The following is a 25395-nucleotide window of genomic DNA, read 5'->3' as shown; positions in this document are numbered from 1 at the left end:
ACCGGGCCGCGGGGGCGAGGGCCGCGCTCACGCAGCTTCGGCGCGCGCCGGCAAGACCCCAAGCTCGATCAGCTGCCGCGTGAGGCGGCGCTGTCGGGGACGCATGTAGAGGAAGTAGAACGCATTGAGCCCAACCAGACGCAGCACGATGTACACCGCCACGGCATCGAACCAGCAGAACAGGCTCACCGCGAACACCAACGAACCGAAGCCGAACCAACCGCGCCAGAGTCGCATCATAGGCAGCGCAAGTTCGCGGTACCGCGCGGCAAGCTCCTCCGAATACGGCGGGAACTGACTGAAGTTCGCGAGCTCCGGGTCGAAGCTCACGAGGCGCGAGCGCTGCTCTTTCAAGTAGAAGAGGTAGAGGTACCAGGCGAGGCGCCCCACCCAGCCCGTAGGCGGGTCGGCGTCGTGACGGGCCTTCGCAGCGGACCAATCTTCCGCCTCTTGGTAGCCCGGCTTGGTCATGCGCAAGAACACGTTCTTGTACATGTCGTAGGTCGCGGTGTGGCTGGAGCCCGTGTAGATGGTCAAGAGCCCCAGCACGACCACGATCACGCCGTACCACCAGGGGTCGTGATAGTCCTGAAGCATCAAGACCACGGCGCCGCCCATGCCGCAGATGCTGACAACCAGGTCGGCAACGCCATCGAGCATGCGGCCAAAGGTCGAAGCGGTTCCGCGCATGCGCGCGAGCTGACCGTCAGCGCAGTCCCAAACCGCGGACCAGAAAAGGAACACGCCCCCCAGCTGCACGTGGTACGCGAACGGCCAAAGGAAACACACCCCGGTGGCGATGCCGAACAGGATCGAGACCAGCGTGATGAAGTTCGGAGAGATGGGCGTAGGAAACGCCGCCCGGGCGATCAGGTAGGCCAAAGGACGATGCACCCAGACGTCGATGGGCTCTTCGATGTCCCGCGACTTGAGGCTGCTCCAATAGCCGGCCCAGAAACCCATACTACGCGAAGAGCGGCCCAATGGACCGCCCCCTTTCCTTACGGATACGACTGGTGCGCGCCAGGCTCCTCTGGTTGGAGCTCAGACTGCGCGCCAGCTAGTTTGCGAACCGAGCTTACTCAGCGTCCCCGACCACCACACCTTGGTAGGCTGGCGCCAGCGGCGTGGCAGCGAGGTGGCCAATCATCACGCGCTCAAAGGCGGCGATACAACGGGCGTTCTGCTCGGCGGTGCCGACGCTGATGCGTACGTAGCGGCGGGTCTCGTGGTGCGAACCCAGGGAGCGAATGAGGATCCCGTGGTCCAGCAGCGCAGCGACCAACTCATCCGCGCCCCAGGCGGTGCTCGAGATGTCCACCAGGACGAAGTTGCCTTCGCTGGGGATCCCGGTGAGCCCCGGGATACGCGAGATCTCACGGACCAGCACGTCGCGCCCAGCCTTGAGTTCGGCAACGCGCGCGTTGTGCTCAGCCTCATCCTCCAAAGCAGCGTGGGCAGCCGCCAGAGTGAGCACCGGGATGTTCCAGGGCACCTTGACCCGGCTCAGCAAACGCACCAGCGCTTGGTGCCCGATGGCGTAGCCAAGGCGCATTCCAGCGAGCCCATAGGCCTTGGAGAAGGTGCGCAGCACGATGGCGTTGGGGAACTCGTGGAGCAAGGACGCGTAGGTCGCGCCATCGCCACACTCAACGTAAGCCTCGTCGATCACCGTCGGCAGGCCGAGGCGCAGGATGCGGCGCAGCTCACTCTCCGGAATGCGGTTACCGGTGGGATTGTTCGGGGTGCAGAGGAAGACGACTTTCGTACGCTCCGTTACCGCGCGGATTAGAGACGAGACATCGTGCTCGCGCTCGGCGGTCATGTTGACGAGGATCGGAATGCCACCCACGGCGCGACAGCGCGCCTCGTACATGCTGAAAGTGGGCACGCTGAGGAGCACTTCCTCGCCGGGAGCGACGAAGGTACGGATGACGACGTCGATCAGCTCCGTGGAGCCCGCGCCCAGGATCACGTTTTCCCCGGTGAAGCCTTCGCGCTCCCCGAGCCGGGCGCGCAGCTGCGGCGCGCCAGCGGGGTACAAGTTGCCGCGAGTTGCGGCTTCGATGATCGCCTGCAAGACGCGGGGGCTGGGAGCAAACGGGCTCTCGTTGCTCATCATGCGCTGCACGTCGCCGCGATCAGCGATCGCGAAGTGGTCCTCGTTGTAGGGCTTGGCGGCGCGCACCCAGCTAGGCGCAAACAGCTCCATCGCCTCCGGGTCGACCATCGGAAGACGGCCCGTGCCTGGCTCATCACCGAGGTGATCGCCGAACACGTGAATCATGGTCTCGGCCTTGGCCAGCATCTCCGGCGTGTCGACGTCGATCCAACGGGCGTCGCCAACGTCGGACGCAAAGAACTCACCGCGCTGAGCAAGCGCGAGCACGCCATCGCTCAGCGAGGCGTCGCCCCAAGCTTCGTACACGCGCTCCAGCTCGGCGATCAGCGCGGGCCCAATGCGGAAGACACCGGTGTCGAGGCAGTCGTAGCTCTCAAGCTCCTTGCCGATGTTGACGATGCGTCCGTTCGAGCGCCGCACCTTGGTGGCGTCATCCAAATCGAAGCAGCGCTCGATGTCGTAGTCGACGCCGAGAGCACACGCGCCCTCGGGGAGCTCCGCGCTGAGCAGACGACGCACCAGCTCGGGTGAGTACAGGTGATCGGACATCGACAGCACGCAGGGCTGATCGACCCAGTGCTTCGCCGCCAGCAGCGAGACGCCGTTCTTCTTGAGGAAGTCGCGGTTTTCGACGAAGCGCAACGTCAGCGCGAGGCTCGGTTCCGCATTCAGCACCTGGCGAATCGCGTCGCCCTCGTGACCCAAGACGATCACTGCCTCGCGGATCCCCTCGCCTTGCAGCGTTCGCAGGACACGAACCAGGAGCGGCACGCCCGCTACCTTGCGGATCGGCTTCGGCGTGGAGTCACCATCTTCACCCAAACGGGATCCGGTACCAGCGGCGAGGATGATGGCACGAGTGGGACGCTGATCGGTCATGAGAGGCTCGCTTTCGGCTCAAGCAAAATCTGAAGGGAGAAGCAGGCGAAGAGTGGGCTTTGCGGCATCAGGCGGCGTCGCCACGGCTTGGACTTGGGGACCGGTTGGGACTGAGACGCTGGGCGTCTCGAGTGGCCTACGGACAACTCAGAGAGATTGACCGTCCGGGCACAGTTTTGCGGCGCGGAGGTAACACGCGCTGCGTCAGTTGGCCAAATCCTTTTCGACTTCGCGGAGTTACCTGGGTGGGGCGTGTGGTTCGCAGGCACAGTGTTGCACCAGAGGCACACCCTGACTTGGCGGGCTGCGTCACCCACCGTGGAGTCGGATGTGCTCCCAAAAGCCCCACCTAACGGAGAGTTGCGGGTGGTGGAGCGGTCGCCGTTGAAAGATTGGAGGTCGGCTGAAAGAGCTATGAGCAAGCCGAGTGCCAGTCTCAAGGTGCGTCAGGCACTACGCACCGCGAGTGACCTTCAGCGACCTCTGCGCGCTCGACTGTCCTCGCTGCGCGCGTGGAAGCAACGCAGCAAGCTCCTACACACCCGCGACGACGCTGGGTGCGCGACTTCGCAGCGCCACCCTGCAGCGTGCCTCTGACTCACACCCGTGACTCGCTCGTCGTGCCGCTGACGCACGGAGAACCCTATGTTTCGCCTTGAAACAGTCGCCGCGCGGTCAAGCGCCCAGCAGCACGCGCGCTTGTTCGAGGTCCTCGAAGGTATCGATTTCGGTCCACGGCAAATCGGAAACGTCGACGGCTTCGGCCTGCAGCGAGCCGGAGTTGATCAGCTGCGCGTAAACGTCCTCGTAGTAGAGGTCTTCGGCAGAGGTAGACAGGGCGCCGAACAGCTTTCTGGAAAGCCGCCCGGAAACACGCTCGATGCCAATGCTCTCCCCGGCGGATTCCTCGATGGAAACCCCCTTGCCGAAGGTCTCAATGCGGCGCTGGTTCCGCACGACGACCTTCATCGCTTCCTCATCCAACTTACGGCCCGCATCCACTCCGACCGCTAGCTCGGCCGTGCTCGCGTCCAGGCGGGGCAACAGCTCGGGCTGGAAAATCACATCCCCATCCAGCTTGAAAAAGCTGCGTTCTCCCACTGCATCTGCGCAGAGCGCCAAAGAGACGGAATTCTGCGTGGAATCGAAGCGAGGGTTCGGGCAGTACACCACCTCTGCCCCAACCCCCTCGAGCGCAGCGCGCACTGCGTCTTCGCGATACCCGGTAGCCAACACGAGACGTGTGATTCCGTACTGTATCAACAGGCGCACAGCGCGATGTAGAATGGTCTCACCTTGGACCTCCACCAGCGCCTTCGGCCGGTCATCGGTGAGCGGCCGTAGTCGGGAACCGACACCCGCGACCAAGATGACTGCGCACCGCGTGGGTTCTACGGCTGGTTGGCTGTTTTCCATGGCGAATGCGTAGCCCAAGGCGTCCGCGGGGGCCTAGCCTGAACGTCGATCGCTGCCAGAAACGTCCGCTCCTTTCCCGCGGGACGGCGCCCGGGAACGCTTGTTGCTTTGGGGTGAGCGTGAGTCGAGGGAGCCAGCAACGTCGCGGTGCGGGACGGAACCCAAACTTCGTGGTACGCGGGGCCGCTCGCAGCGCTAGCAAGGCGTTGCTCGGTTGCCTACTACCGCCGGGCGGCTTCGGCGCCTATGAAGCCTCCGCCCCACACCCCAGCCTGAGCTGGGCCCCTTTCTCATTTGCCCCAGCGCACGCTGGGCCATCCGACGGCTCGTGCTAGTGCAGCGCCGCCAACTGATCGCAGAGAGCATTCAATGAAACAGCCTGAGAATATCACCAAGCCCGCCGGCAAGTTGCTGGTCCTCCTGCCCGGCATGGGAGCCGTCGCAACCACTTTCATTGCTGGCTGCCTGCTGGCGCGCAAGGGCCTCGCCCAGCCCCTCGGGTCGCTGACCCAGCTGGGAACCATTCGCCTCGGTAAGCGCACGGACAACCGCACCCCGCGGATCAAGGACTTCGCGCCGCTGGCAGCACTCGACCAGCTGGAGTTCGCGGGCTGGGACCTATTCCCAGACACCGCTTATGAGTCCGCGGTCAACGCGGAGGTGCTAAGCGCGAAACACCTGGATCCGATCCGCGAGGAGCTGGACGCAATCAAGCCGATGAAGGCGGTGTTCTACCCCGAGTATGTCAAGCGCCTCCACGGCACGCACATCAAGTCGGCACCGACCAAGGCGGAGATGGTCGAAGAGCTGCGTAAGGATATCCGCGAGGCAATGAAAGCCCTCGGTTGCGATCGCGCAGTCGCTGTTTGGTGTGGCTCCACCGAGACCTACATCGAAGCCGGGCCGGTGCACCAGACCATCGCGGCGTTCGAAGAAGGGCTGAAGAACAACGACCCGGGGATCTCCGCCTCGATGATCTACGCCTGGGCTTGCCTCAAGGAAGGCGTGCCTTACGCGAACGGTGCCCCGAACCTGAGCAACGACTTCAACGCGGCCTACGATCTCGCGAAGGAAACCGGCACCCCGATCAGCGGGAAGGACTTCAAGACGGGACAGACCCTGATGAAGACCATCCTGGCTCCGGGTCTGAAGGCGCGGATGATCGGCCTCCAGGGCTGGTTCTCGACCAATATCCTCGGCAACCGCGACGGCGAGGTCTTGGATGATCCGGACAACTTCAAGACCAAGGAGGTCTCGAAGCTCGGCGTGCTCGAGCACATCCTCCAGCCCGAGCTGTACCCGGAGCTTTACGGAAACGTCTACCACAAGGTCCGCATCAACTATTACCCGCCCCGCGGCGACGCGAAGGAGGGTTGGGACAACCTGGACATCACCGGCTGGCTCGGCTACCCGATGCAGATCAAGGTCGACTTCCTCTGCCGTGACTCGATCCTCGCGGCACCGATCGTGCTCGACCTCGCGTTGTTCATGGATCTGGCCAAGCGCGCCAAGTTCCGCGGTATTCAGGAGTGGCTCAGCTTCTACTTCAAGAGCCCGATCACCCCGGACGGGCTGTATCCAGAGCACGATCTCTTCATCCAGTCGATGAAGCTCAAGAACACCCTACGCTGGATGATGGGCGAAGAGCTGATCACCCACCTGGGCAACGAGTACTACGACTGATCCCTGCTGCTCGGTAGCCAAAGACGGCCCGCTGCTCGAACGGTGTTTCCACCGACGAGCGCGGGCCGTTCGCTTTCGAGCACAGGGAGGATCGTTAGACGAGCCCGCTGCGGCGGCGGACCAGCCAGTGCACACCGAGGCCCACCGCGGCCAGCAGCGACCACAGCCACGCTGGTAGCCACGCCGAGACGTGACGCTCGGTCGCCAGGCGCGTGGCCTCGGCCCGAGGCAGGTCTTGGATGCGCCCAAGGGGAACCGATGTGCCGCCCGTCACTTCGGCGATGGCCTTCATCCGCGCGGGATCGGGCCGTGAGTCGGCCCAGGCTTCCCCGCCCTCTTCGCAGGCGAAGTCTTGGCGCGTCGCCGGCGCATCCCCCACTCGGGCGCGCGCGACGTAGCCGCCCGCCTCGAGCGTACCAACATCGATCTCTACGACTCCTTCGTCGCCGAGCTGTGCCTTCCGCTCGATGACCGCTGCCTTGCTGGTACCGAGCGGCGCGAGCTCGAGACTCACCGGTCCCGGGTTACCCGGCAGGGTCGAGAGCTTCAGCTTCGTGGGACGTCCTGCAACACAGGCTCCGCCGACAATCTCGAGGCGCGCCGACTCGTAACGCGGTTCGCGCATCAACCAACCGAGCAAGCCGTCCCAGAGGGCGCCGTAGCCGCGGCCCGCTGCGCGGGTGGCGAGCTGCCCAAAGCCCAGGCGGTGGGTTCCGTCCACCGTCAGCGCAATGGTGCGGCCGTCGCCGTACTCGCCGAGGGAGAGCACGGGCATCGGGTCTTTCCCTGCGGTAAGAGACGGATGCTCCCAGATCACCACGGAGCCCTTACGCGGGCCGCCGACGACGTTGGTCCCCGGCATGCTCGGCAAGTCATCACCGAACAGGTCGCGCAAGCCTGAGACGATGGGCGCCGCCTTACCCGCGCGGGTGTAGCGGGGCACGAAGTCTTCCGTATCCAACGGCTGACCGGAGTCGTTGAGCTCGATGGGGAGTACCCGGCCGATTGCGGTCGACGCATAGCCCCCGGCGGCGAACGACGCGACTCCCCCCACCATGATCAAGCCACCTCCGGACTCCACGTAGGATGCCAAACGACCGAGGTGCGGGTTGATGCCGTAGCGTACGGCGTCGATGTCCTGAAGCACGATTGCATCGAAGCTCGGCAGCGACATGAACAGCTCGTCGACCGGAAACGGGATCAACGCCAGTTCGTCGTCGCTCTGAGTTTGAGTGTCATCTTCCTCAGTGCGCAGGATGAAGAAGGCAACCACGTCCACGGACTCATCGCTCTTCAGCCACATACGCAGCGCGCGAACGTCGTACGTCGGGCGCCCCGCCACGTGGAGCAAGCGAATACGCTCGCGTGCGACGTTCAGGCTGAGCAAACGGCGGTTGTTCGCTGGAATCGTATCAGCGCTCGGCGGCGTGATCGCCACCTCCAAGATACGGTCCCCAGCGCGATCGAGCGTCACTTTGAGCTCGACGGTGGCCTTGCCGTCCTTGACCTGGGCGACGCCGCTCGCGAGCAGTGCAGGCTCCACCCCTTGTCGGAGCTCCTTTACCGTGATCGGTACGTCACCGCACGCGAGGCCGCCATCGCAGCCAATGTCGATGGTGAGCGCCAGAGGCTGATGAGCGACCGCCGCGCCCGCAGTCTTTACCGCACGGATACTTGCATCGCGGGGCGGCTTCTCTGAGACACGCACCGTGTGCACTGGTACCCCGAGCCCTCGCCAAGCGAGCTCGAGCGCCTCGCGCTCTGCTCCAGACTCGGGGCGACTGAGCCGCCCATCGCTCAAGAGTACGATAGCGCGCGGTCGCTCGCCGGTCTCATCACCCAGGCTACTCAGCGCCTCCACCAGATCGCTCGAGCTCTTGTGACCGAGTTTCTCCTCTGCGCTCTGAGGATCGAGGGTACGCGGTGGTCCCTCCCCAAATCCGAGCACGCTGATGCGCGCATCGGAGAAGCGCTGCTTCACCTGCTCCACGGCTTTCAGGGCGGCATCACGACGGCTCTGTTCACCGTCCTTCAGCTCGAGGCGCCGGGAGTCGTCCACCAGCACCACGACGCGCGGCCCGACGACACTGCCACGGCTCACCACGCGCACCGGGCGCAGGGTCGCGGCGAGCAGCAACAGCACGGCGACCAAGCCGGTGAGGAAGATCCCGGCGCCCCAGCGCTCGCGCCGCCGGAGCTCGAACAAGAGTAAGCCGAGCGCGCCAAGGCCCAGCACGAGCGCGATCCAGATCACGCCCTGGGGCAGGTCGTCGGAGAATGCCCAGGACGCGTTCATGGCCTCACGGCGGCGCCACGACGAATCAGCCAAGCGACGTGCACTTGGTCGTCTTTGTAGTCCGAGCACAAGACGTACATCGCGATATTGACGGCCAAGCGAATCGCATATTCGCGCTGCAGAAAGCCACCTGGCTCAACGCCCAGTGCCCAACCACCAGACCGCGTGCGGGCCAGCGCTCCCAGAATATCGTGCTGCAGGAGCAGCACCTGGGCGTAGCCGCCACGCACGATCGCTTCCACCGTCTTGGGGCCTTCCAAGCGGCCATAGGGGCGGTCAACGATGTAGTACGTCTTGAAGAGCACATGCTCCGGTGGCAGCGCTACGATCGGCGACTCGGGCAACAGGCCTTCCAGTTCCGCACGGATAGCTTTGGTGAAGGCGCCGCTCTGCGGGTCCCAGTCGTCAATCAGGAGCACGCCGCCGAGGTGGATGAACTGCAAGAGGCCGCGCCGCTCAGGCCCTGAGAGCGGCGGCGGCGGCTTCTCTCCGCACCACATCACGAAGGGTTCATCGAACAGAGCTGGGTCGTCAGCCGCGACCAGCTTCGTGACCAAGCGGCCCGGGGCGCTGGTGCGGCGCACGAGCTCCCAACCCCAGCGCTCGGGACCGCTCAGCCGAGGTCCTGACGGTTCGATGCCGCCAGTTTTCAGCAAGCGCGCTTGAAACGCGCCAGCTTGACCAAACGCTGTGGCGCGCGAGGCGCACAGCACGGCAGCTAGGCCGGCAAGGGCATGCCTGCGAGAGAAGCGCTGCATGCTCACCGAAAGTCTTCGACCCTCCACACGCCTTCTTCTCGCTCCAGCGAAACGCTGTGTCCTCCCGGAAGCGTCACGCTGGCCTTGTCCCCGTCCACGCGGATGTCGAGGCTGTCGGGGTGCTCGAGGCCCTGAACCAGAGCCGCCAGGTCGCGCTCGACCGCGGCGCGCGTTTCTGCGCTCAGCACCTGCATCAGGGCCGCGTAGCTGCGCCTCGCCAGAGCGGCGCGGAGCTCACCCAGCGCCTGTGCTGGCGTGCGGGCACCGCTCGGCAACGCCAGCGCCGCCGTGACGCGAAAGTCGCCGTCTTCAATCGCCAACACCGCGTCCTCGCCGTCGGTGAAGCGCACGGTGGCGCGCGCTTCGATTTGCGTGCTGGGCGACGCCAGTGACTTCCCACTCTGGGCGAGCTCGGCCTTCGCGTCTTTGACCAGCTTCTTCGTGCCTTCGCGTCCGTAAGTCGCCTGGGCTTCCTTCGAAAGCATGCCGTAGATAGCGGCGTCGTCGCCGCGCTGAGCCGCGTCGGCGTAGGCCTGGGCTGCCACGCGCGGGTCCGGCAAAGCCTCACCGGTGCAGCCAAGCAGCAGCGCCGCGGCACCTGCAGTGCGCAGCACGGGCTGGATCACGGCGCGCCTCACCCCCCAAACCCGAAGGGTCACGCGACTCAGACGGTGGGCAAGAGTGGTTACACGCCTCACGGGTACCGGTGATAGCGCGCTTTTCCGCCGTAGAGTACCTCCCAATGGCATCTCGGTGTCGAGCCCGGGCGCTTGGCTTGTGACCTGGCCAAGGCGAGCGACGTCCGCTAGCGTGAGCGACATGACGCTTAGTGCTCAGAAGCGCCACTCCCCGGCGCGTCTCCCCAAGAACTGGCTCGGTCGGCGCGGGCTCTTGCTCTTGCTCGCCGGCGCGACCCTCACCCTCGGCTGCGGCGGCGAGCCTCCCCGGGCGCCGAACAAGATGCGTCCCCTGGACGAGCGCCGCGCGGTTCAGCTGATCGCCACCACGATGCGGGACCACGGAGATGGCCCCGCCGCTGGGCGAATGATGGCGCTCGCCGAAGGTCTGGAGCTCGAAGTCGACGTGAGCGTCGCCGGGCACAAATTCGGCGTGGCGTACACGAACGCCCAAGAACGCAGCAAGATCGCCAGCGTGCTGCCTCAAGTGGACTCCGACAGCGACGCCTTGGTGCTCGCGCGCGGCATGGGCGACGAAGCGGACGCGCGCATCTTGGTGCTCAAGGACGACTCGTACCTCTACGACGACCAGGTCGGCACCGAGCACGAAGAGACGACCATTACCGCGGAGAACAAGCTCAAGCGGGATGTGCGTGACTTCTTGGTCCGCGCCCGCGCCGAGAAGTGGCCGTGAGCACGGACGCCCCGACTCCAGCCCCCGAACGGCGTGTACTCGCCATTGGCGCCTCCCTCACGTTGCTTGGAATCGCGCTCAGCGTGACAGCTTCTCAAGCCGTGGGCGCTTGGCTCACCGTTGGCGCACTGCTCGTGATGCTCTACGGCTTGCACCGCCTCGGGCGACTTGGCCCCGACGAGCCCCTCAAGAAGCGTGATCTGCGAGCGATCGCTGACGAGTACGAAGACGAAAGCGCCTGAGCCGCAGCTCACGTTTCACTGCCGCTCAAGTTTCGCCGCAGCTCAAGTTTCACTGCGCAGGATCACGATCGCGACATCATCACCAAACGCTGGTGCGCGCTGAGCCACCAGTCCAAACGCGCGATCCGTGATCTCGAGCTCCTTGGAGAACACGTTATCGCCCGAGGTGTGGTCCAGCACCTTGAGCCCCTTGACGGTGTCGATGTTCACCTGGGGTGCTTCTGGCGCGCCGTAGACCTGATCGCCGACGACAGCAAAAACGTAGGCTACGGGCATCTTGCCCGGCTTCCCGTTTTCTTCGCCGCGCTCATCTTGATGCCAGCCCTTGAGCGCGTTCTCCAGGCGGTAGCAATAGCTGGTCCAGGACCAGCCCGACACGTAGAGCGCCTTCACCTCGCCCTCTGCTTTGCCCGCTTCACGCACCGGGCTCGCGAGCACCAGCTGGGCGTCATCGCGGCCGCGGATGCCGCTCGCCTCAGGCATGCTGCCGCGGGTTCGCACGTAGGGTTCCTTGGTGGTGAGAGCAGTCTTGAGCTGTGGGTAGCTCTCGAAGAGCGACTTACCTGCCATCAAGTCTTGCTGCTGATCGTTACGCAGCACCTTTCCCGACGGATCTGCCAGCGCGAAGAAGGTGGACTTGGCGACTCGCAAATCGGCGTCCTTGGCGCGCACCTGCTCGATGATGCGCTTGAGCTCTTGAGGATCTCCGAGCGGCGACTTCTTGCCGGCAGCTGGATTGGAGGGAGACGCTGGATTTGGGGGGGAGGCTGACGCTTCAGCAGCGGGCTCCGCCTCAGGTTTCTTTTCCTGGGGAAACAACTCTTGGCCGAGCGCTTCTGCGCCCTTCGGCAGCCCGCGCTCGAGCTCCTGAATGTCGTCGGTCGCAGTCTTTACCAAGCGGGTCACATGGGGTGTCGCCTTGGTCACACTGGTCTTGGCGGTGTTCTCGCAGCCGGTGAGTGGCAACACCCAAAGCGCGCTCGCGCCGATCAAGAGCGCCGCGCCCCAGCGACTCGAGCAAACTCTGGCTCGCCTGGCTCCAGTCTTCGACACGCTCCGGTTCCGCTCACGCAACTTCATCGCCGTCCTCCCGATCACTCGAGCCAGCGAAGCGTTCCTCGCGAGCTCGAATCCTGCAGCCACTAGTAGTCAGCTCCAGAAACGCTGACACCCCGAAAGTTCCGCGCACCCGTCGTTCAAGCGGGCAGGCGGCGACTTTGGGTGGGGAGACGATGGGCTGCGGTCAGCGGATCCCCCGGGCAAATGCCGCAACAATGGCCAGGCATTTGAGGGGGCGGGCGGTCTCAGTCTCCAGCGAGCGGGCGTTGGTGCTAAACTTGGAGATTGCCCGCCGGCTCCCCTCCCCAGCGCGGACGGAACCACCGTGAAGTACACACCGCACACGAACATTCTCTCCGACGCGCCGAACGCGCCCCCGGGAGGCACATTCCGTCGGCGTGACTCGATGGTCGCATTGGACAACATGGTCCAGGCGGACGACTTGAGCGTCGTTTTTCAGCCGATCATCAACCTGGATGACGGCGCGCTCTTCGCCTACGAGGCCCTCGTCCGCTGCTCCGTTCCGACCTTCGCCAACCCTGCCATGCTCTTCGAGCGTGCCGTCGACACGGGCTGCTCCGGGCGTCTTGGACGCATGATCCGCGAGATCGCCGTGCCCCTGTGTAGCGGGATCCCACTCTTCGTGAACGTGCACCCGAGCGAACTCAACGAGAGCTGGCTGGTCCGTCCGGACGATCCGATCTTCATCCACGACCACGACATCTACGTGGAAATCACTGAGAGCGTGCCGATGACCCACTTCGAGCTGTGCCGCAGCGTGCTCAACGAGGTGCGCTCCCGGGGCGGCATTCATTTGGTGGTCGACGATCTCGGGGCGGGGTACTCGAACCTGAAGCGCATCGCGGACCTCGAGCCGCGGGTGGTGAAGCTAGACCGCGGTTTGATCGAAGGCATCGACCAGAGCCGCCGCCAGCAACAGCTGGTGAAGAGCGTGGTGAGGTTGTGCGTGGATCTCGGGTCAGTGGTCGTCGCTGAGGGGATCGAGACCTACAGCGAATTCGTGGCTTCGAGGGACACCGGCGCTCACTATGGCCAGGGCTACTTGTTTGCTCGCCCCGGCTTCCCCATGCCGCGCGTCGCCTGGCCACCGGAGCCCTGAGCGGCGGCGCGGCGAGCCTGCAAGTTCTCAGGCTCACCGTGCCCCCAAGCGACTAAGCCTGCGAAGCGCCGAGCACGGCTTCGACGTGGCCGTTCACCTTCACGTTGCGCCACGACCGGGCAACCTTGCCAGCAGCATCCACGAGGAATGTGCTGCGCTGGATCCCCATGTACTGGCGCCCGTAGTTCTGTTTCATCACCCAGACGCCATAGGCCTCGGCCAGCTGCTTGTCTGCATCGGACAGCAACGTGAACTCGAGACCGTACTTCGCGCGAAACTTGGTGTGGCTCGCCGGGCTATCGGGACTGACGCCGATCACTCTCACTCCGGCGCTCTCGAAAGCAGGCTTTTCCGCTTGGAAACCGCATGCCTCCTTGGTGCAGCCCGGCGTGTCGTCCTTGGGGTAGAAGTAGATGATGTAGGGCGCCCCCACCAGGCTGGCGGATGTAAGCGTGTTTCCGTCCTGATCAGGTAGCTCGAAACTCGGCGCCTGGTCGCCCACCGCAAGCCCTGCGGCGGCAGGCGGAGCGACCTGCGCCGGAGCTTCCGCCTTCTTCGCAGGCTTGGCTGCTGCCTTCGCGGGCTGCGCTGCCTGCTTCGCAGCGGGCTTGCTCGCCTTCTTGGCTGCCTTCTTCGCAGCGGGTTTGCTCGCCTTCTTGGCTGCCTTCTTCGCAGCGGGCTTGCTCGCCTTCTTGGCTGCCTTCTTCGCAGCGGGCTTGCTTGCCTTCTTCGCAGCGGGCTTGCTCGCCTTCTTGGCTGCCTTCTTCGCAGCGGGTTTGCTCGCTTTTTTCCCTGGGGATTTTTTTACGGGACCGGTGCTCTTCGCGTTGCTTCGCTTTGCCGCCATGCTCCACTCCATTCAGAAGGCGCCCCGTCGCGAGACGCATCGAGAACTTACCCAAAGCTTGGGGCAGCGGGTGGCGAATTGTGATGGTTACAGAAGCGTTGTGCGGACTCGCCGTCAGCCGCTGTGGGCTTCGTCGGGCGGCTCGCTCAGCACACCGCCGCGCTTGGCGTCGTAGCGCTCGCCGAGCGCCTCCTGGAGCGCCGCCCAGAGCGCGCCAACGCGACTGAAGCGGTGTTTCGGCTGGATCGCCAACACCTGCTGCACCCAGTCGTCGATCTCCACGGGCAAATCGGGCCGCAGCGCATGCAGGCTGGGTCGCTCGCCAGTGCACACCAGCTCCAGCTTTCGCCTGAGGCTATCCGCCTCGAACGGCACCCGTCCCGCCAGCAAGCGGAACACGATCGCACCCAGCGAGTAGATATCGATTGCCGGATCCGGCGCGCCCGCGCGACCTCGCCAGACCTCGGGCGCAATGTAGCTCGGCGAGCCCAACACGGTTCCGTGGGGTGTGATGGAACGAGTATCGGATGCGTGGCAGAAGCCGTAGTCGAGCAGGCGCACTCGACTGCTGAGTTCCTGGCCCCGGGTTTGGTACTCCCCAGACGCCTCGCCCTGCCAACTTCGTGCGAGCACGAACACATTGCCGGGCTTCAAATCGCGGTGGACGATGCCCAGCTCATGCCCACGTTCGAGCGTGGTGATGATCGGGTGCAGCAGGGTCAAGAGCTCCGACACGGAGACACCCCGCCCGCGTGCCTCCGGCCGCAGCAGGTGATCATCCAGGTCCTTGCCCTCGAGCAGCTCCATCACGAGACACAGCGCGCCTTGGAGACTCGCACACAGCCCGTAGGCTTGAACTGCGGCCGTGCCTGCCAGCAGACGCATCGCGCGGAACTCGCGCACCATGCGCACGCCGAAGTCCTCACGGCCAGCAAAGCTCTCGTGCAGCACCTTGACCGCGACCTCGCGATGCTCTTGAGCATCGAAGGCGCGGTACACCACGCTGGAGCCGCCGCGGCCAAGCTCTGAGGTGAGCTGGTAGCGATCAGCTATGAGTTCTCCGATGCGCTCAGTCATCCCCCACCCTTCGCTTCTAGCCAAGCCAACGCCGGAGTGAAAGCGTCCCGTGCTCAATTGCCCGGGTTTGGGGGTGAGGGTGCCCCACACGTCGCCGAGAGGCTCCCCTGAGCGCATATCGTCGCCGGAGTCACGACCGCGCCCCCTGTACCGACCTCGTAGCGCTGAGTGCCGCGTGTTCAGCCAGCCCGGTCGGGGCCGCAACGCGACTGCTTCACCGATTCGGCTAGCGCACGGTGATGCTGCGGAGGCTAATCATCCCGAGGTCTTTCTGATCTGGGTAGCGCCCCCAGACACTGACCATGTAGCGCCCTGGAGTTTTTCCAAGCGGAATTTCGATCTCGAACTTGGCGCCATTCACCTTGACCGGCTTGGGAGTAACGAAGCCTTCAGGGGCGTAGAGCGTGTCCGGAGCCGGCATCGCATAGGTCGAGGTCTGGTTTAACTCCGCCGCAGACTTCGGGCGCGCTGGGTCAATGCGGCCAAGTCCCACGCCCCCGAACTCCACCGGCGGCTTGATCTCGCCCGCAACGCGAATCAGCTGTCCGCGCGTCGCCTGGGTGGGCAACGTCTCGAGGTCGACGTACTTGTCGGTGAACTCCTGAGCCATGCAGGGCTGCTCGACCCCCACTGGCTTCGCCAGTCCCACACCAAGCCCGTTATGCCAGCGCTTGAGGATATTGGTGCGGTGCCCATCGTTGGGCGGCTGCTCGTCGTAGAACGCGTTCTCGATCCGCTCGAGCTGCAATGGATCGAACATCGGGTTCGGATCCAACTCTCGCGGCGTCCCATCGAAAAAGCAGGCGGCGTTCTCCTGTACAAGGTGCGCTCCCCCAGCCTCCGAATAGCGCTGCTCTGGAACCGACCCGTCGCTACCCCAATGCGCGGTGTATCCCACCCTTGTCATGTCAGCCGCGTGTCGGCGAGCAGCCTTGGCAGCCGTCTCGTCCCACTCCACCGGATCCAGACCATGAGCAGCCCGGTGACGGTTCACCAGGTCGACCACGTAGCGTTCGGCTTGCTCGGCGTTCAGGGGCCCCGTAGGGCGCTCGAGTGGCGGCGGCTCGGGATTGGTGTTGCGGGGGCCACAGCCGGCCAGGCCGACCACGAACAGGGGAGCAAGGATCCAGCGACGCATGTAGTCCCTTAGAACTAGCAACGGAGAGGCCAAGCTTCGACGACAAACCGCTCGGTTCAGACCTCCGACCTTGTGCGCCAACGCATCTGAGTTACATTCCGCGCCCAGATTTGCCCCATAAACCCCGCCCGGCTGTGGCGGACTAGCCAGAAAGACGCTGACGCATGCTTGATCTGCCGGATCCCGGACTTTATCGCACCACTCAGGCTTACCCGGGACACGAAGAGGAGTTCCCTGCGGGGGTCCTGGTCTACCTGGGGCAACCCGAAAACGGTGGCATGAAGTTCATCGTGAAACCGGGTCGCAATGACAACAACCGCTGGTTCTGGGGCGAGCCCACCACGCCGCTGCGGTCCCCAACTTGGGCGAAGACGCTTAAGGCGCTTCCGCCTGAAGGCTTCTACACCCTACCCGAATCCATCGAGCTCGACGGTGGTGGTCGCTGGCTCAAGAACGCGATCGTCCAGCTGGGCTACAACAGCAAGGGCCAGGGAATCATCTTCGTCGGCGAGCGACGTGACTCAGAGGAGGCCAACGCGCTCTACTTCAGCGACCGCGGCCTGATCGTCGAGGACTCGCTCCTCGAGCGCCTCGAGTGGGCTCCCATCCTGCCCGTCGCCGCGACCTGATTCGATTCGAACTTCGCGTCGAACGCCGACAGCCAGGCTGGCTGTCGGCGTTTCGCGTTTGTACCAACCGCTCGATGGATGACTGTGGTGGCCAACCCACGCGTGGGTGGCTCGCCCCCCGTGCGTAGCACTCGGTTCTGCATTCAGCCACGGGAATACCGCCCGGTAATGCGTGAAACCCGCATCGCGAGACGCGTGACGAAACGGCGGTGCTTTTCACCGTGGATACGAGCGAGCCAATCCGCGTGCCCATGTTAGGCTACGTGAGCTTGATCCCAGCGCGCGTGCGGCCTTGCCGCAGCACGAGCCCCATCCCCGACGAGGTGTCATGACTCGCCATTCCGCTCTCCGCATTCGGTCGCTGACTTCACTTACGGTCGCCGCGGCCGCCACCACGCTCATGTTCGCTGCCTGCGGCGGCGGTGACAGCAACACCGCCGGCGGCCAGGTGAACTTCGGTGGTAGCGCGGGCACGGACAACGATGCGAGCGCCAGCGGCGGAACCGCCGCCGTTGGAAACGGCGGCAACGGCGCCGGCTTCAACATCGACGCCTCGTCGAATGACGGTGCCCTCAACGAAGACAGCGCCTGCGAGAGTCAGTCGGCTGAGGCCACGTTGGTCAAGAAGCCAGTCGACATCATCATCGTGATCGACAACTCGGGCAGTATGGGCGGCGAAATCGAAGCCGTTCAGAACAACATCAACGTCAACTTCGCCAACATCATCGGCAACTCAGGCATCGACTACCGCGTGATCATGTTGGCGCGCCACGGCAGCTTCAGCAGCGGTCAGTCGATCTGCGTCGAAGCACCGCTGAGCGGTATCCCAGCTGGCGGCTGTTCGCCGCCGCCAGCGCAACCGTCGAACACCGCGACGTTCTTCCATTACAGCGAAGAGATCTCGAGCCACAATTCGCTCTGCAAGATCCTCGACACGTTCCGCAAGGCGGACGAGTTCAACCTGGCGCCGAGCGGCTGGGAGCAATGGCTCCGCGCGGATTCGTTCAAGATGTTCGTCGAGATCAGCGACGACGGTGTCAACTGCACGTCGGCTGTCACGGGCGACAACTTCAACGACGGTGATAGCGTGGCGGGTGGCACGACGGTTGGCACCGCCTTCGACACCGCCCTGCGCACCCTCTCCCCCGAGATGTTCGGGGCCCCAGATGGGGAAAAGAACTACCGCTTCTATAGCATCGTGGGCTTGGCGCAGAACTCACCTGCAACCGACCCCTGGCAACCTACCTCCCCGATTCAAGACACGCGCTGCAGCCCTGGTTCCGCAGGGCAAGGCACAGGCTATCAGCAGCTCAGCATCCTGACGGAAGCACTGCGCTACCCAAGCTGTGAGAACGCATCGTTCGACTCGATCTTCCTCGCGATCGCCGACGGCGTCATTGCGGGCTCCAAGGTCGCGTGTGAGTTCGACATCCCGGAGCCCCCGGAGGGCGAGACGATCGACCTGGAGACCGTGGTCGTGAGCTACACCCCTGGCAGCGGAGGCGCCGAGCAGCGCTACAGCCAGGTGCCAAACGCTGCTTCATGCGCCGCGGACTCGTTCTACATCGAGAACGACCGCATCTTCCTCTGCCCGGACACCTGCACCGTGGTCCAGGCCGACGACGCAGCGAAGGTCGGCATCCTCTTCGGTTGCAACAGCGGCATCCCGCACTGACTCCCAGAGCGGCAAACAGCCAGCCAACTGGCAAATGAGCGACGAGCCGGTTTCGACCCGCTCGTCGCTCTGCGTTTGATGCCAGGCGGGCGGCCCCCCAGCAGCAAAGGCAGCGAAGCGTCGACTGGATTCCGCTCAGACGTGGACTGGATTTCGTCTGGCTCTCTGCGGACGCCATCGAACGCACCAGCGGCCCGCGCGCTCTGTGTCATACCCCCCTCGGTGTCACATGACACGAAGTTGCAAGACAGTCTGCTTCAAGAAGAATCCGCACAGAAATTCCAGATAAGGAGCCACTTCCGCGCGCGCAGAGCAGAGACGAACGGAGCTTGAGCTTGGCAAGGCTTCGCGATTCAGCACTGCTGCGGCCAGCGCGAGGCTTTTGGGGCGCGGTTTCGCTTTCGCCATGTCAGCTTGGAGGTGCCCACGGCATCCACGAGTCCTCGCCCATGGCTCGGGTGCCCCAACCCGATAGAGGTGACATGCTCCACCGTTCCGATCCCCGAGCCCGAACTCTGACCCGCGTTTCCGTCGCTGCGGCAGCGACGACACTGGTGTTCGCTGCGTGCAGTGGAGGGCCCCAAGACGCCCAGACTGGCTCTAGCGGCACCGCGGGCACGGAGAGTAGGGGCAGTGCAAACGGCAGCGACGCAAGTCACCCTGGCGAGGGCGGGAATGGAGGTGGCATCGGTGTGGACGCTGCTGGCGATGGCGCGCTCACCGAAGACAGCGCCTGCGAGAGCCGAACATCCGAGGCGACACGACGCAAGAAGCCAATCGACATCATCTTCGTCATCGACAATTCAGGAACGATGGGTGGCGAGATCGAGGCCGTGCAGAACAACATCAACGTGAACTTCGCGAACATCATGGAGGCTTCGGATCTCGACTACCGGGTGATCATGCTCTCCAAACATGGACGGCTCTGGACCGAGTCGGTCTGCATCGAGGCCCCGTTGAGCGGAATTCCAGCGGGCGGCTGCACCCCTCCCCCGACAGAGCCCGTCAACTCCTCCAAGTTCTTTCACTACAGCAGGGGGATCGGTAGCCACGACTCCCTGTGCAAGATCCTCGATACGTTTCGTCGAGGCGACGAATTCGATCTGGCGCCCAACGGCTGGGAGCAGTGGTTGCGGCAGGATTCGTTCAAGATCTTCGTGGAAGTCAGTGACGATGGCGTCTCTTGCAGCTCGTCGTCGGTGGGCAAGAGCTTTGATGATCACGACGACATCGCCGGCGGAACCACAGTCGGCGACAAGTTCGACCTGGCTCTTCGAACCCTCTCTCCTGAGATGTTTGGCGATCCCCAGGGCGAGCGAAACTACCAATTTTACAGCATCATCGGCCTGAAGGGGAACACACCCGAAACCGATCCCTGGCTTCCATCGGCACCCATTCAGGACGCACGCTGCACAGATGGTTCCGCAGGGCCAGGCACCGGGTATCAACAGCTAAGCATCATGACCGGAGCCCTGCGCTACCCCAGTTGTGAGAACGCCTCCTTCGACGCGATCTTCCAGGCGATCGCCCAGGGAGTCGTCATCACCTCGAAGGTTTCTTGCGAGTTCGCTATCCCAGCAGCTCCCGAGGGAGAAGCGATCGATCTGGACAGCATCGTGGTCGGCTATACCCCAGGCGGAGGTGGAGCCGAGCAGCGGTACACCCAAGTGTCAGGCGCGGACGCGTGCACGTCCGACGCTTTCTACATCGAGGACGACCACATCCTCTTGTGCCCGGATGCTTGCTCCATGGTCCAGGCTGACGACGCTGCCAAGATCAACGTGCTGTTCGACTGCAGCGGCACGCCGCACTGAGGGCAGCTCACCCGGCGTCGGGGCAAGTCAACACGTCGACGTATCCCTGGGGACACGGGCAACACCCGTAGTCCTCTGGGACGTCTCCGCATAGCTTCACGCACCGGGTGGGAGCGAAACACTCGGGCAAGCAGCCGTCGTCGCCGCCCGTTCCACCGTTGGCACTGCCACCGCTGGCGGAGCCCCCAGTTGAGGTCGCCCCGGTGCCCCCCACGCCCAAGGTGCCACCGGTGCCCCCTGCTGTCGCACCACCCGTGGTCACGTCCGCTCCTGCGTCGTGCTCGGGCCCCGGACCGCTCTCACTGCTACACGCCACGGCGAGCACTACAGCGCCACCAAACGCAAACCTACGCCAACCCATACGCCAAGGGTCACGCGAGAGCAGGCTCGGCGCAACCCGCCTCAGTGCGAGGCGCGCCGCACCGTGGCTCACGCCGCGCATCAGTTCCACCCAGTCTGGACGTCGTTCGCGATCTCACAGCGCGCTTCGAAGCGATCCAGCTCGGAGAGCTCGCGTCGCATCGTCTCGATGCAGTGCTCGGTTGCGTCGAACTGGATTAGGCCCTTGGCGCCGGGTAGCCGCTCGGCGGAGGCCGAGCTGTTCGCACCCACGAACGCCAGCACGTCATCGAAGCTCGTGTAGGGGTCGTCTCCATAGAAGATCCACGTCGGGACGGCGATCCGTGCGTAGTAACGGGAACGGACGTTGGGCTCGAACAATGCGCCAGCCAGGAAGGCCAGCGGCGCGCGGTGCGCGCCGGGCTGCGCGGCGCTCTTCGCCATGTAGCGCTCGAGCTCAGGGTCGGGCCGCTCCGCGGTGCTCTTCGAGAGGAAGTAGCGCAGCACTGGGCGTGTCCGCAGCAAGCGAAACAATGAGCGCCCGATGAGCGGATTGTCCAAGCGCTCTCGGCGCTCTGCGATGCGCTCGGCGCCGAGTCTCTCCACCTGATTCTCGCGGGCAAAGCCCGTGGGTGAGAGCATCCAGAATGAGCGCACGCAGGCTTGGTGACGCGAGATGGCGACGGCCGCGAACTCCGCACCGAGCGAAGACGCCACCACGTCAACGGGCTTGCCGAAGCGCTCATGGAGCTCGACCAGGAGCTCGCTCAGCGCGCGCTGGTAGGTGCTGCGCTCAGGCCTCGAACTGAGCTTCGAGGCGCCAAAACCTGGCAGGTCGACCGCAACCACCGGTCGTTCCCCGCGGAACCGCTCAAAGAGCGGCTGCATCTCCTTCGCACAGGCAGCTGCGTTGACTGAATGGACCAGCAGCATGGGACAACCTGCCCCGCTGAGATCCTCGTACGTGCAGACCTGCCCCAAGTCCCCCAGGTCTCGCACCCGGCGAGCCGCATCGAAGGGCATCGGGAGTTCAGGGCCCGAGCGCCGATCAAGCAGCATTTCCAAGGCCTTCACGATGCGCGAGCTGCGCGCCTCCCCGGGCGCGAGCAGAGTATTGATGAATTCGTTCATGGTTCACCACGGAGCAAACCACATGCCAGACCATTGCCCCGGCAGCGCCGGCGCCTTCGCTCGCCGCACAAACGCACGCGGGCGGCTCTCTCGAACCGCCCGCGCCAGCCGCCGCAAGATGTGACTTCAGTCCTTGTCTCGACTCGCGATATCTTTCCGCGCGGTAGCCATCGACTTCAAGAAATCGCGGTTCATTTTGGCAATGAAGTCGACGTCGATGTTCTTGGGACAGGCAGCCATACACTCATAGTGGTTGGTGCAGTGGCCGAAGCCCTCGGCGTCCATCTGAGCGACCATCTTGCGCACGCGGTCTTCGCGTTCCGCCTGCCCTTGGGGGACCAGCGCGAGGTGCGCGATCTTGGCGGCGGTGAAGAGCGAGGCGGAGGCGTTGGGACACGCGGCGACGCACGCGCCACAACCGATGCACGCGGCCGCCTCGAACGCCAGGTCTGCGTCCTCTTTGCGGATGGGGATCTCGTTGGCGTCCCGAGCCGAACCGGTGCGCACGGAAATGTAGCCGCCGGATTGGATGATGCGGTCGAAGGCGGAGCGGTTGACCACTAGGTCCTTCACCACGGGGAACGCCTTGGCGCGCCAGGGCTCAATCCAGATCTCGTCGCCGTTCTTGAACTGGCGCATGTGGAGCTGGCAGGTGGTTGTCTCCTTCTGCGGGCCGTGGGGGCGGCCGTTGATCACCATGCCGCACATCCCGCAAATGCCCTCACGGCAGTCGTGGTCGAAGGCGATGGGCTCTTCCCCCTTTTCGAGGAGCCGCTCGTTCACGACGTCGAGCATCTCCAGGAAGGAGGCGTGAGTGCTGATGTCCTTGGCCTCGTAGACCTTGAAACCGCCCGCATCGTTCGGCCCCTTTTGGCGCCAGACGTGGAGCTTCAGGTTGATCGTTTCCATCTCTCTGGTCTCCTTCGTCTTACTTGTAGCTACGCTGGGAGGGCTTCACGTACTCGAAATCGAGCGCCTCTTTGTTCAACTTCGGCTTGCTTGGCTCGCCGGACCACTCCCAAGCCGCAGCGTGCTGGAAGTTCTCGTCGTCGCGCTTGGCCTCGCCTTCCGTGGTCTGGTGTTCCTCGCGGAAGTGACCGCCGCAGGACTCGTCGCGAGTCAGCGCGTCCAGGCACATCAGCTCTCCCATCTCGAGGAAATCGGCGACGCGGCCAGCCTTCTCCAACGTCTGGTTCAGCTCCTCGCCGGTACCGGTGACCTTCAGGTTCTGCCAGAACTCCTCGCGCAGCGCCGGGATCTTCTGGAGCGCCGTCTGTAGGCCTTCGGCGGTGCGGCTCATCCCGCAGTAGTCCCAGATGATCTGGCCGAGCTCCCGGTGGAAGCTATCTGGCGAGCGCGCGCCGCCGATGCTCAGGAGCTTGCTCACGCGCTCCTTCACCGCTTCGACCGCCCCCGTCACCTCGGGATGATCGTCGCTCACCTTGGAGAGCTTCGAGGTCGCGAGGTAGTTGCCGAGGGTGTACGGCAGCACGAAGTATCCATCGGCGAGGCCTTGCATCAAGGCAGACGCCCCGAGCCGGTTGGCCCCGTGGTCCGAGAAGTTAGCCTCTCCCCCCACGAACAAGCCTGGGATGGTGCTCATCAGGTTGTAGTCCACCCAAAGGCCGCCCATCGTGTAGTGGGTCGCCGGGTAGATGCGCATCGGGTACTTGTAGGGGCTCTCCCCGGTGATGCGCTCGTACATGTCGAAGAGGTTGCCGTAGCGCTCGCTGACAGCCTTTTCTCCCAGACGCTTGATGGCGTCGCGGAAGTCCAAGTAGACGCCGCGTCGAACGCCGTCGACCTCCGGTCCAACGCCGAAGCCTTGGTCACACATGAACTTGGCGCGCCGAGAAGCGATATCGCGCGGAACCAAGTTGCCAAAGCTCGGGTAGATGCGCTCGAGGTAATAATCGCGCTCGTTCTCCGGGATATCGCTTGGCTTCTTCGAGCAGTCTTCCTTCGTCTTGGGCACCCAGACGCGACCGTCGTTTCGCAAGCTCTCGCTCATCAGCGTGAGCTTCGACTGATAGGAGCCGCTGACCGGGATGCAGGTCGGGTGGATCTGCGTGTAGCAGGGGTTAGCGAAGAAGGCGCCCTTGCGGTGGGCACGCCACGTGGCGGTGACGTTGCAGCCCTTGGCGTTGGTGGACAGGTAGAAGACGTTGCCATAGCCGCCAGTGGCGAGGAGCACCACGTCCGCTGTGTGGGCTTCGATCTTCCCCGTCATCATGTTGCGGGTGACGATGCCGCGGGCGACGCCGTCGATCACGATGACGTCGAGCATTTCCGTGCGGGCATGCATCTCGACGGTCCCGGCCTCGATTTGTCGAGATAGCGCCTGATAGGCGCCGAGCAGGAGCTGCTGGCCCGTCTGCCCACGAGCGTAGAACGTACGGCTAACCTGAGCGCCACCGAAGGAGCGGTTTGCCAGCAAGCCACCGTACTCACGCGCGAAGGGCACGCCCTGAGCGACGCACTGGTCGATGATGTTCACACTGACCTGAGCCAGGCGATACACGTTCGACTCGCGAGAGCGGAAGTCGCCGCCCTTCACCGTGTCGTAGAACAGACGGTACACGCTGTCGCCGTCGTTCTGGTAGTTCTTGGCGGCGTTGATGCCACCTTGTGCGGCGATGCTGTGGGCGCGACGCGGGCTGTCCTGATAGCAGAACGCCTTCACGTGGTAGCCTTGCTCGCCAAGGGTGGCGGCGGCAGCGCCACCCGCGAGGCCCGTCCCGACCACGATCACCGTGTGCTTGCGCCGGTTGGCGGGGTTGACCAGCTTCATGTCGAAGCGGTGCTTGTCCCAGCGCTTCTCGATGGGTCCGGTGGGCTCGTTAGATCGTAGCTCCATGACTCGTCTCCGTTCTTCGGATATTCCGCGGGGAAATTTACTCAGGTCGCCTGGGGGATGACGCCTGCGAGCACGCAGACTGGCATCGAGATGTTGCCGATCATGACGATCAGGGCGAGAGACTGAGCCGCCAGCTTCTTTTTGCCTTCGTAGCGCGGGTGCGAGAGGCCCAGGGTCTGAAACATGCTCCACGCGCCGTGGTACAAGTGAAAGCCCACCAGCACCTGAGCGATGATGTAGACCGCTGCCACCCAAGGGATGCTGAACGCGTTGACGACGTTGGCGTAGACGTTGGTGGCGCTGTGCTCGTAGCTACCCAGGGCGAGGCCCGGCACCGTGAAGTGCGCCAGGTGAAACAGGATGTAGAAGAAGAGAATGGGGCCCGAGAGCTTCATCGTGATCGCGGCGTAGCTGGTCACCGCGTTCTCTTTCTTCGCGTAGCTCACCGGCCGAGCAGCGCTCGAGCGCCCCATGAGCTGCAGGGCCATCGACACATGGGTCACGATGGCAACCAGCAACACGATGCGGGTGCCCCAGAGCAGCGCGGGCGTGTGATGCAAGGTCGCGGCGTAGGCGTTGAGTTTCTCCGGCCCGAGGAACACCTGCAGGTTGCCCAGCATGTGACCAATCACGAACCCGAAGATCACCAGGCCGCTGACCGCCAGCAGAGCCTTCTTGCCAATCGTGCTGTGGCTGAGCGTGAGCGCTTTTTCCATCTCGCTTCTCCCACTCGCTCTCGGCCGAGTCCGGAGATCCGGCGTTGGTCGCTCGCGAGCGTCTTCGGCTGTTACCAGCCGTCAGGTCTCGACCCCGTCCGTGCCTCAGGACACGAACGGCAACAATCATCCAAATGCGGGTGCCAGGTCGATTGACCGGCATCCTGTGAGTCGTGGGTGCTCCTTACTCCAACCGCGAGCGCTTCGGCTAGTCTCGTGACTGCCG

General features: G+C 64.3%; 23 protein-coding genes. 7 read left to right on the top strand and 16 right to left on the bottom strand.

Going from position 1 to position 25395, the window contains the following annotated elements; genetic code table 11:
- Positions 1 to 27: 27 nt before the first annotated feature.
- The 3 genes from H6718_13290 to H6718_13280 form a co-directional block, all read right to left on the bottom strand.
- Positions 28 to 963 carry a CDP-alcohol phosphatidyltransferase family protein gene (locus H6718_13290; GenBank protein MCB9586371.1) on the bottom strand — a complete coding sequence of 312 codons (936 nt, stop codon included), beginning with the start codon at positions 961 to 963 and terminating at the stop codon, positions 28 to 30.
- A gap of 115 nt (positions 964 to 1078) precedes the next feature.
- Positions 1079 to 3001, bottom strand: coding sequence for a histidinol-phosphate transaminase (hisC, locus tag H6718_13285; GenBank protein ID MCB9586370.1), 1923 nt, complete (start codon positions 2999 to 3001; stop codon positions 1079 to 1081).
- A 675-nt stretch (positions 3002 to 3676) separates the two neighbouring features.
- Complete coding sequence (locus H6718_13280; protein MCB9586369.1) at positions 3677 to 4417, bottom strand: phosphocholine cytidylyltransferase family protein; 741 nt, start codon at positions 4415 to 4417, stop codon at positions 3677 to 3679.
- A gap of 369 nt (positions 4418 to 4786) precedes the next feature.
- Here H6718_13280 and H6718_13275 point away from each other — a divergent pair, with 369 nt between their 5' ends.
- Positions 4787 to 6100, top strand: coding sequence for an inositol-3-phosphate synthase (locus H6718_13275; protein ID MCB9586368.1), 1314 nt, complete (start codon positions 4787 to 4789; stop codon positions 6098 to 6100).
- 94 nt (positions 6101 to 6194) lie between these two features.
- Here the strand turns inward: H6718_13275 and H6718_13270 are convergent, their stop codons facing one another.
- Genes H6718_13270 through H6718_13260 form a run of 3 tightly spaced genes read right to left on the bottom strand, consistent with a single transcriptional unit; the run spans position 6195 to position 9813 of the window.
- Positions 6195 to 8396: a hypothetical protein gene (locus tag H6718_13270; GenBank protein MCB9586367.1), complete on the bottom strand. Its 2202-nt coding sequence runs from the start codon at positions 8394 to 8396 to the stop codon at positions 6195 to 6197.
- Positions 8393 to 9154: a DUF4159 domain-containing protein gene (locus H6718_13265; GenBank protein MCB9586366.1), complete on the bottom strand. Its 762-nt coding sequence runs from the start codon at positions 9152 to 9154 to the stop codon at positions 8393 to 8395. Before H6718_13265 ends, H6718_13270 begins: the two co-directional genes overlap by 4 nt.
- Positions 9155 to 9156: 2 nt before the next feature.
- Complete coding sequence (locus tag H6718_13260; GenBank protein ID MCB9586365.1) at positions 9157 to 9813, bottom strand: hypothetical protein; 657 nt, start codon at positions 9811 to 9813, stop codon at positions 9157 to 9159.
- Between the two features lie 160 nt (positions 9814 to 9973).
- Between H6718_13260 and H6718_13255 the strand changes: the two genes are divergently transcribed.
- Positions 9974 to 10525, top strand: a complete 552-nt coding sequence (locus H6718_13255) for a hypothetical protein (protein MCB9586364.1) — start codon at positions 9974 to 9976, stop codon at positions 10523 to 10525.
- Positions 10522 to 10767 (top strand): hypothetical protein, encoded by a 246-nt coding sequence (locus H6718_13250; GenBank protein ID MCB9586363.1) that lies wholly within the window; start codon positions 10522 to 10524, stop codon positions 10765 to 10767. The genes H6718_13255 and H6718_13250 overlap by 4 nt, the downstream gene beginning before the upstream one ends.
- Positions 10768 to 10809: 42 nt before the next feature.
- Here H6718_13250 and H6718_13245 read toward each other — a convergent pair whose 3' ends face one another.
- A complete protein-coding gene (locus H6718_13245; GenBank protein ID MCB9586362.1) occupies positions 10810 to 11820 on the bottom strand; it encodes a hypothetical protein in 1011 nt (336 codons plus the stop codon).
- 331 nt (positions 11821 to 12151) lie between these two features.
- On the opposite strand from H6718_13245, the gene H6718_13240 reads away from it, so the two are divergent.
- Positions 12152 to 12946 carry an EAL domain-containing protein gene (locus tag H6718_13240; GenBank protein MCB9586361.1) on the top strand — a complete coding sequence of 265 codons (795 nt, stop codon included), beginning with the start codon at positions 12152 to 12154 and terminating at the stop codon, positions 12944 to 12946.
- A gap of 52 nt (positions 12947 to 12998) precedes the next feature.
- On the opposite strand, the gene bcp is transcribed toward H6718_13240, so the two are convergent.
- The 3 genes from bcp to H6718_13225 all read right to left on the bottom strand — a co-directional run bounded on the left by bcp (position 12999) and on the right by H6718_13225 (position 16008).
- Positions 12999 to 13793 carry a thioredoxin-dependent thiol peroxidase gene (gene bcp / locus H6718_13235; GenBank protein ID MCB9586360.1) on the bottom strand — a complete coding sequence of 265 codons (795 nt, stop codon included), beginning with the start codon at positions 13791 to 13793 and terminating at the stop codon, positions 12999 to 13001.
- Between the two features lie 114 nt (positions 13794 to 13907).
- Complete coding sequence (locus tag H6718_13230; protein ID MCB9586359.1) at positions 13908 to 14870, bottom strand: serine/threonine protein kinase; 963 nt, start codon at positions 14868 to 14870, stop codon at positions 13908 to 13910.
- A 226-nt stretch (positions 14871 to 15096) separates the two neighbouring features.
- Positions 15097 to 16008: a CAP domain-containing protein gene (locus H6718_13225; protein ID MCB9586358.1), complete on the bottom strand. Its 912-nt coding sequence runs from the start codon at positions 16006 to 16008 to the stop codon at positions 15097 to 15099.
- 164 nt (positions 16009 to 16172) lie between these two features.
- Here H6718_13225 and H6718_13220 point away from each other — a divergent pair, with 164 nt between their 5' ends.
- Entirely contained in the window at positions 16173 to 16637 is a 465-nt protein-coding gene (locus tag H6718_13220) for a hypothetical protein (protein MCB9586357.1), read from the top strand.
- A gap of 328 nt (positions 16638 to 16965) precedes the next feature.
- Positions 16966 to 18312 carry a hypothetical protein gene (locus tag H6718_13215; protein MCB9586356.1) on the top strand — a complete coding sequence of 449 codons (1347 nt, stop codon included), beginning with the start codon at positions 16966 to 16968 and terminating at the stop codon, positions 18310 to 18312.
- Positions 18313 to 18537: 225 nt separating this feature from the next.
- On the opposite strand, the gene H6718_13210 is transcribed toward H6718_13215, so the two are convergent.
- A complete protein-coding gene (locus H6718_13210) occupies positions 18538 to 18720 on the bottom strand; it encodes a hypothetical protein (GenBank protein MCB9586355.1) in 183 nt (60 codons plus the stop codon).
- Between the two features lie 74 nt (positions 18721 to 18794).
- Between H6718_13210 and H6718_13205 the strand changes: the two genes are divergently transcribed.
- Positions 18795 to 20126: a hypothetical protein gene (locus H6718_13205; protein ID MCB9586354.1), complete on the top strand. Its 1332-nt coding sequence runs from the start codon at positions 18795 to 18797 to the stop codon at positions 20124 to 20126.
- Positions 20127 to 20133: 7 nt separating this feature from the next.
- On the opposite strand, the gene H6718_13200 is transcribed toward H6718_13205, so the two are convergent.
- From H6718_13200 to H6718_13180, 5 genes are all read right to left on the bottom strand, one after another.
- The gene (locus tag H6718_13200; GenBank protein ID MCB9586353.1) at positions 20134 to 20487 is read right to left on the bottom strand and encodes a hypothetical protein; all 354 of its coding nucleotides are present in this window, start codon (positions 20485 to 20487) and stop codon (positions 20134 to 20136) included.
- 80 nt (positions 20488 to 20567) lie between these two features.
- The gene (locus tag H6718_13195) at positions 20568 to 21596 is read right to left on the bottom strand and encodes an alpha/beta hydrolase (protein ID MCB9586352.1); all 1029 of its coding nucleotides are present in this window, start codon (positions 21594 to 21596) and stop codon (positions 20568 to 20570) included.
- Positions 21597 to 21722: 126 nt separating this feature from the next.
- Positions 21723 to 22505, bottom strand: a complete 783-nt coding sequence (locus H6718_13190) for a succinate dehydrogenase/fumarate reductase iron-sulfur subunit (protein ID MCB9586351.1) — start codon at positions 22503 to 22505, stop codon at positions 21723 to 21725.
- Between the two features lie 19 nt (positions 22506 to 22524).
- Entirely contained in the window at positions 22525 to 24453 is a 1929-nt protein-coding gene (locus tag H6718_13185; protein MCB9586350.1) for a fumarate reductase/succinate dehydrogenase flavoprotein subunit, read from the bottom strand.
- A gap of 41 nt (positions 24454 to 24494) precedes the next feature.
- Positions 24495 to 25169 (bottom strand): succinate dehydrogenase cytochrome b subunit, encoded by a 675-nt coding sequence (locus H6718_13180; protein MCB9586349.1) that lies wholly within the window; start codon positions 25167 to 25169, stop codon positions 24495 to 24497.
- Between the last annotated feature and the right edge of the window lie 226 nt (positions 25170 to 25395).

Source organism: Polyangiaceae bacterium, assembly GCA_020633205.1.
Taxonomy (GTDB): domain Bacteria; phylum Myxococcota_A; class Polyangia; order Polyangiales; family Polyangiaceae; genus JAHBVY01.
This window is presented reverse-complemented; position numbering and strand designations above follow the sequence as displayed.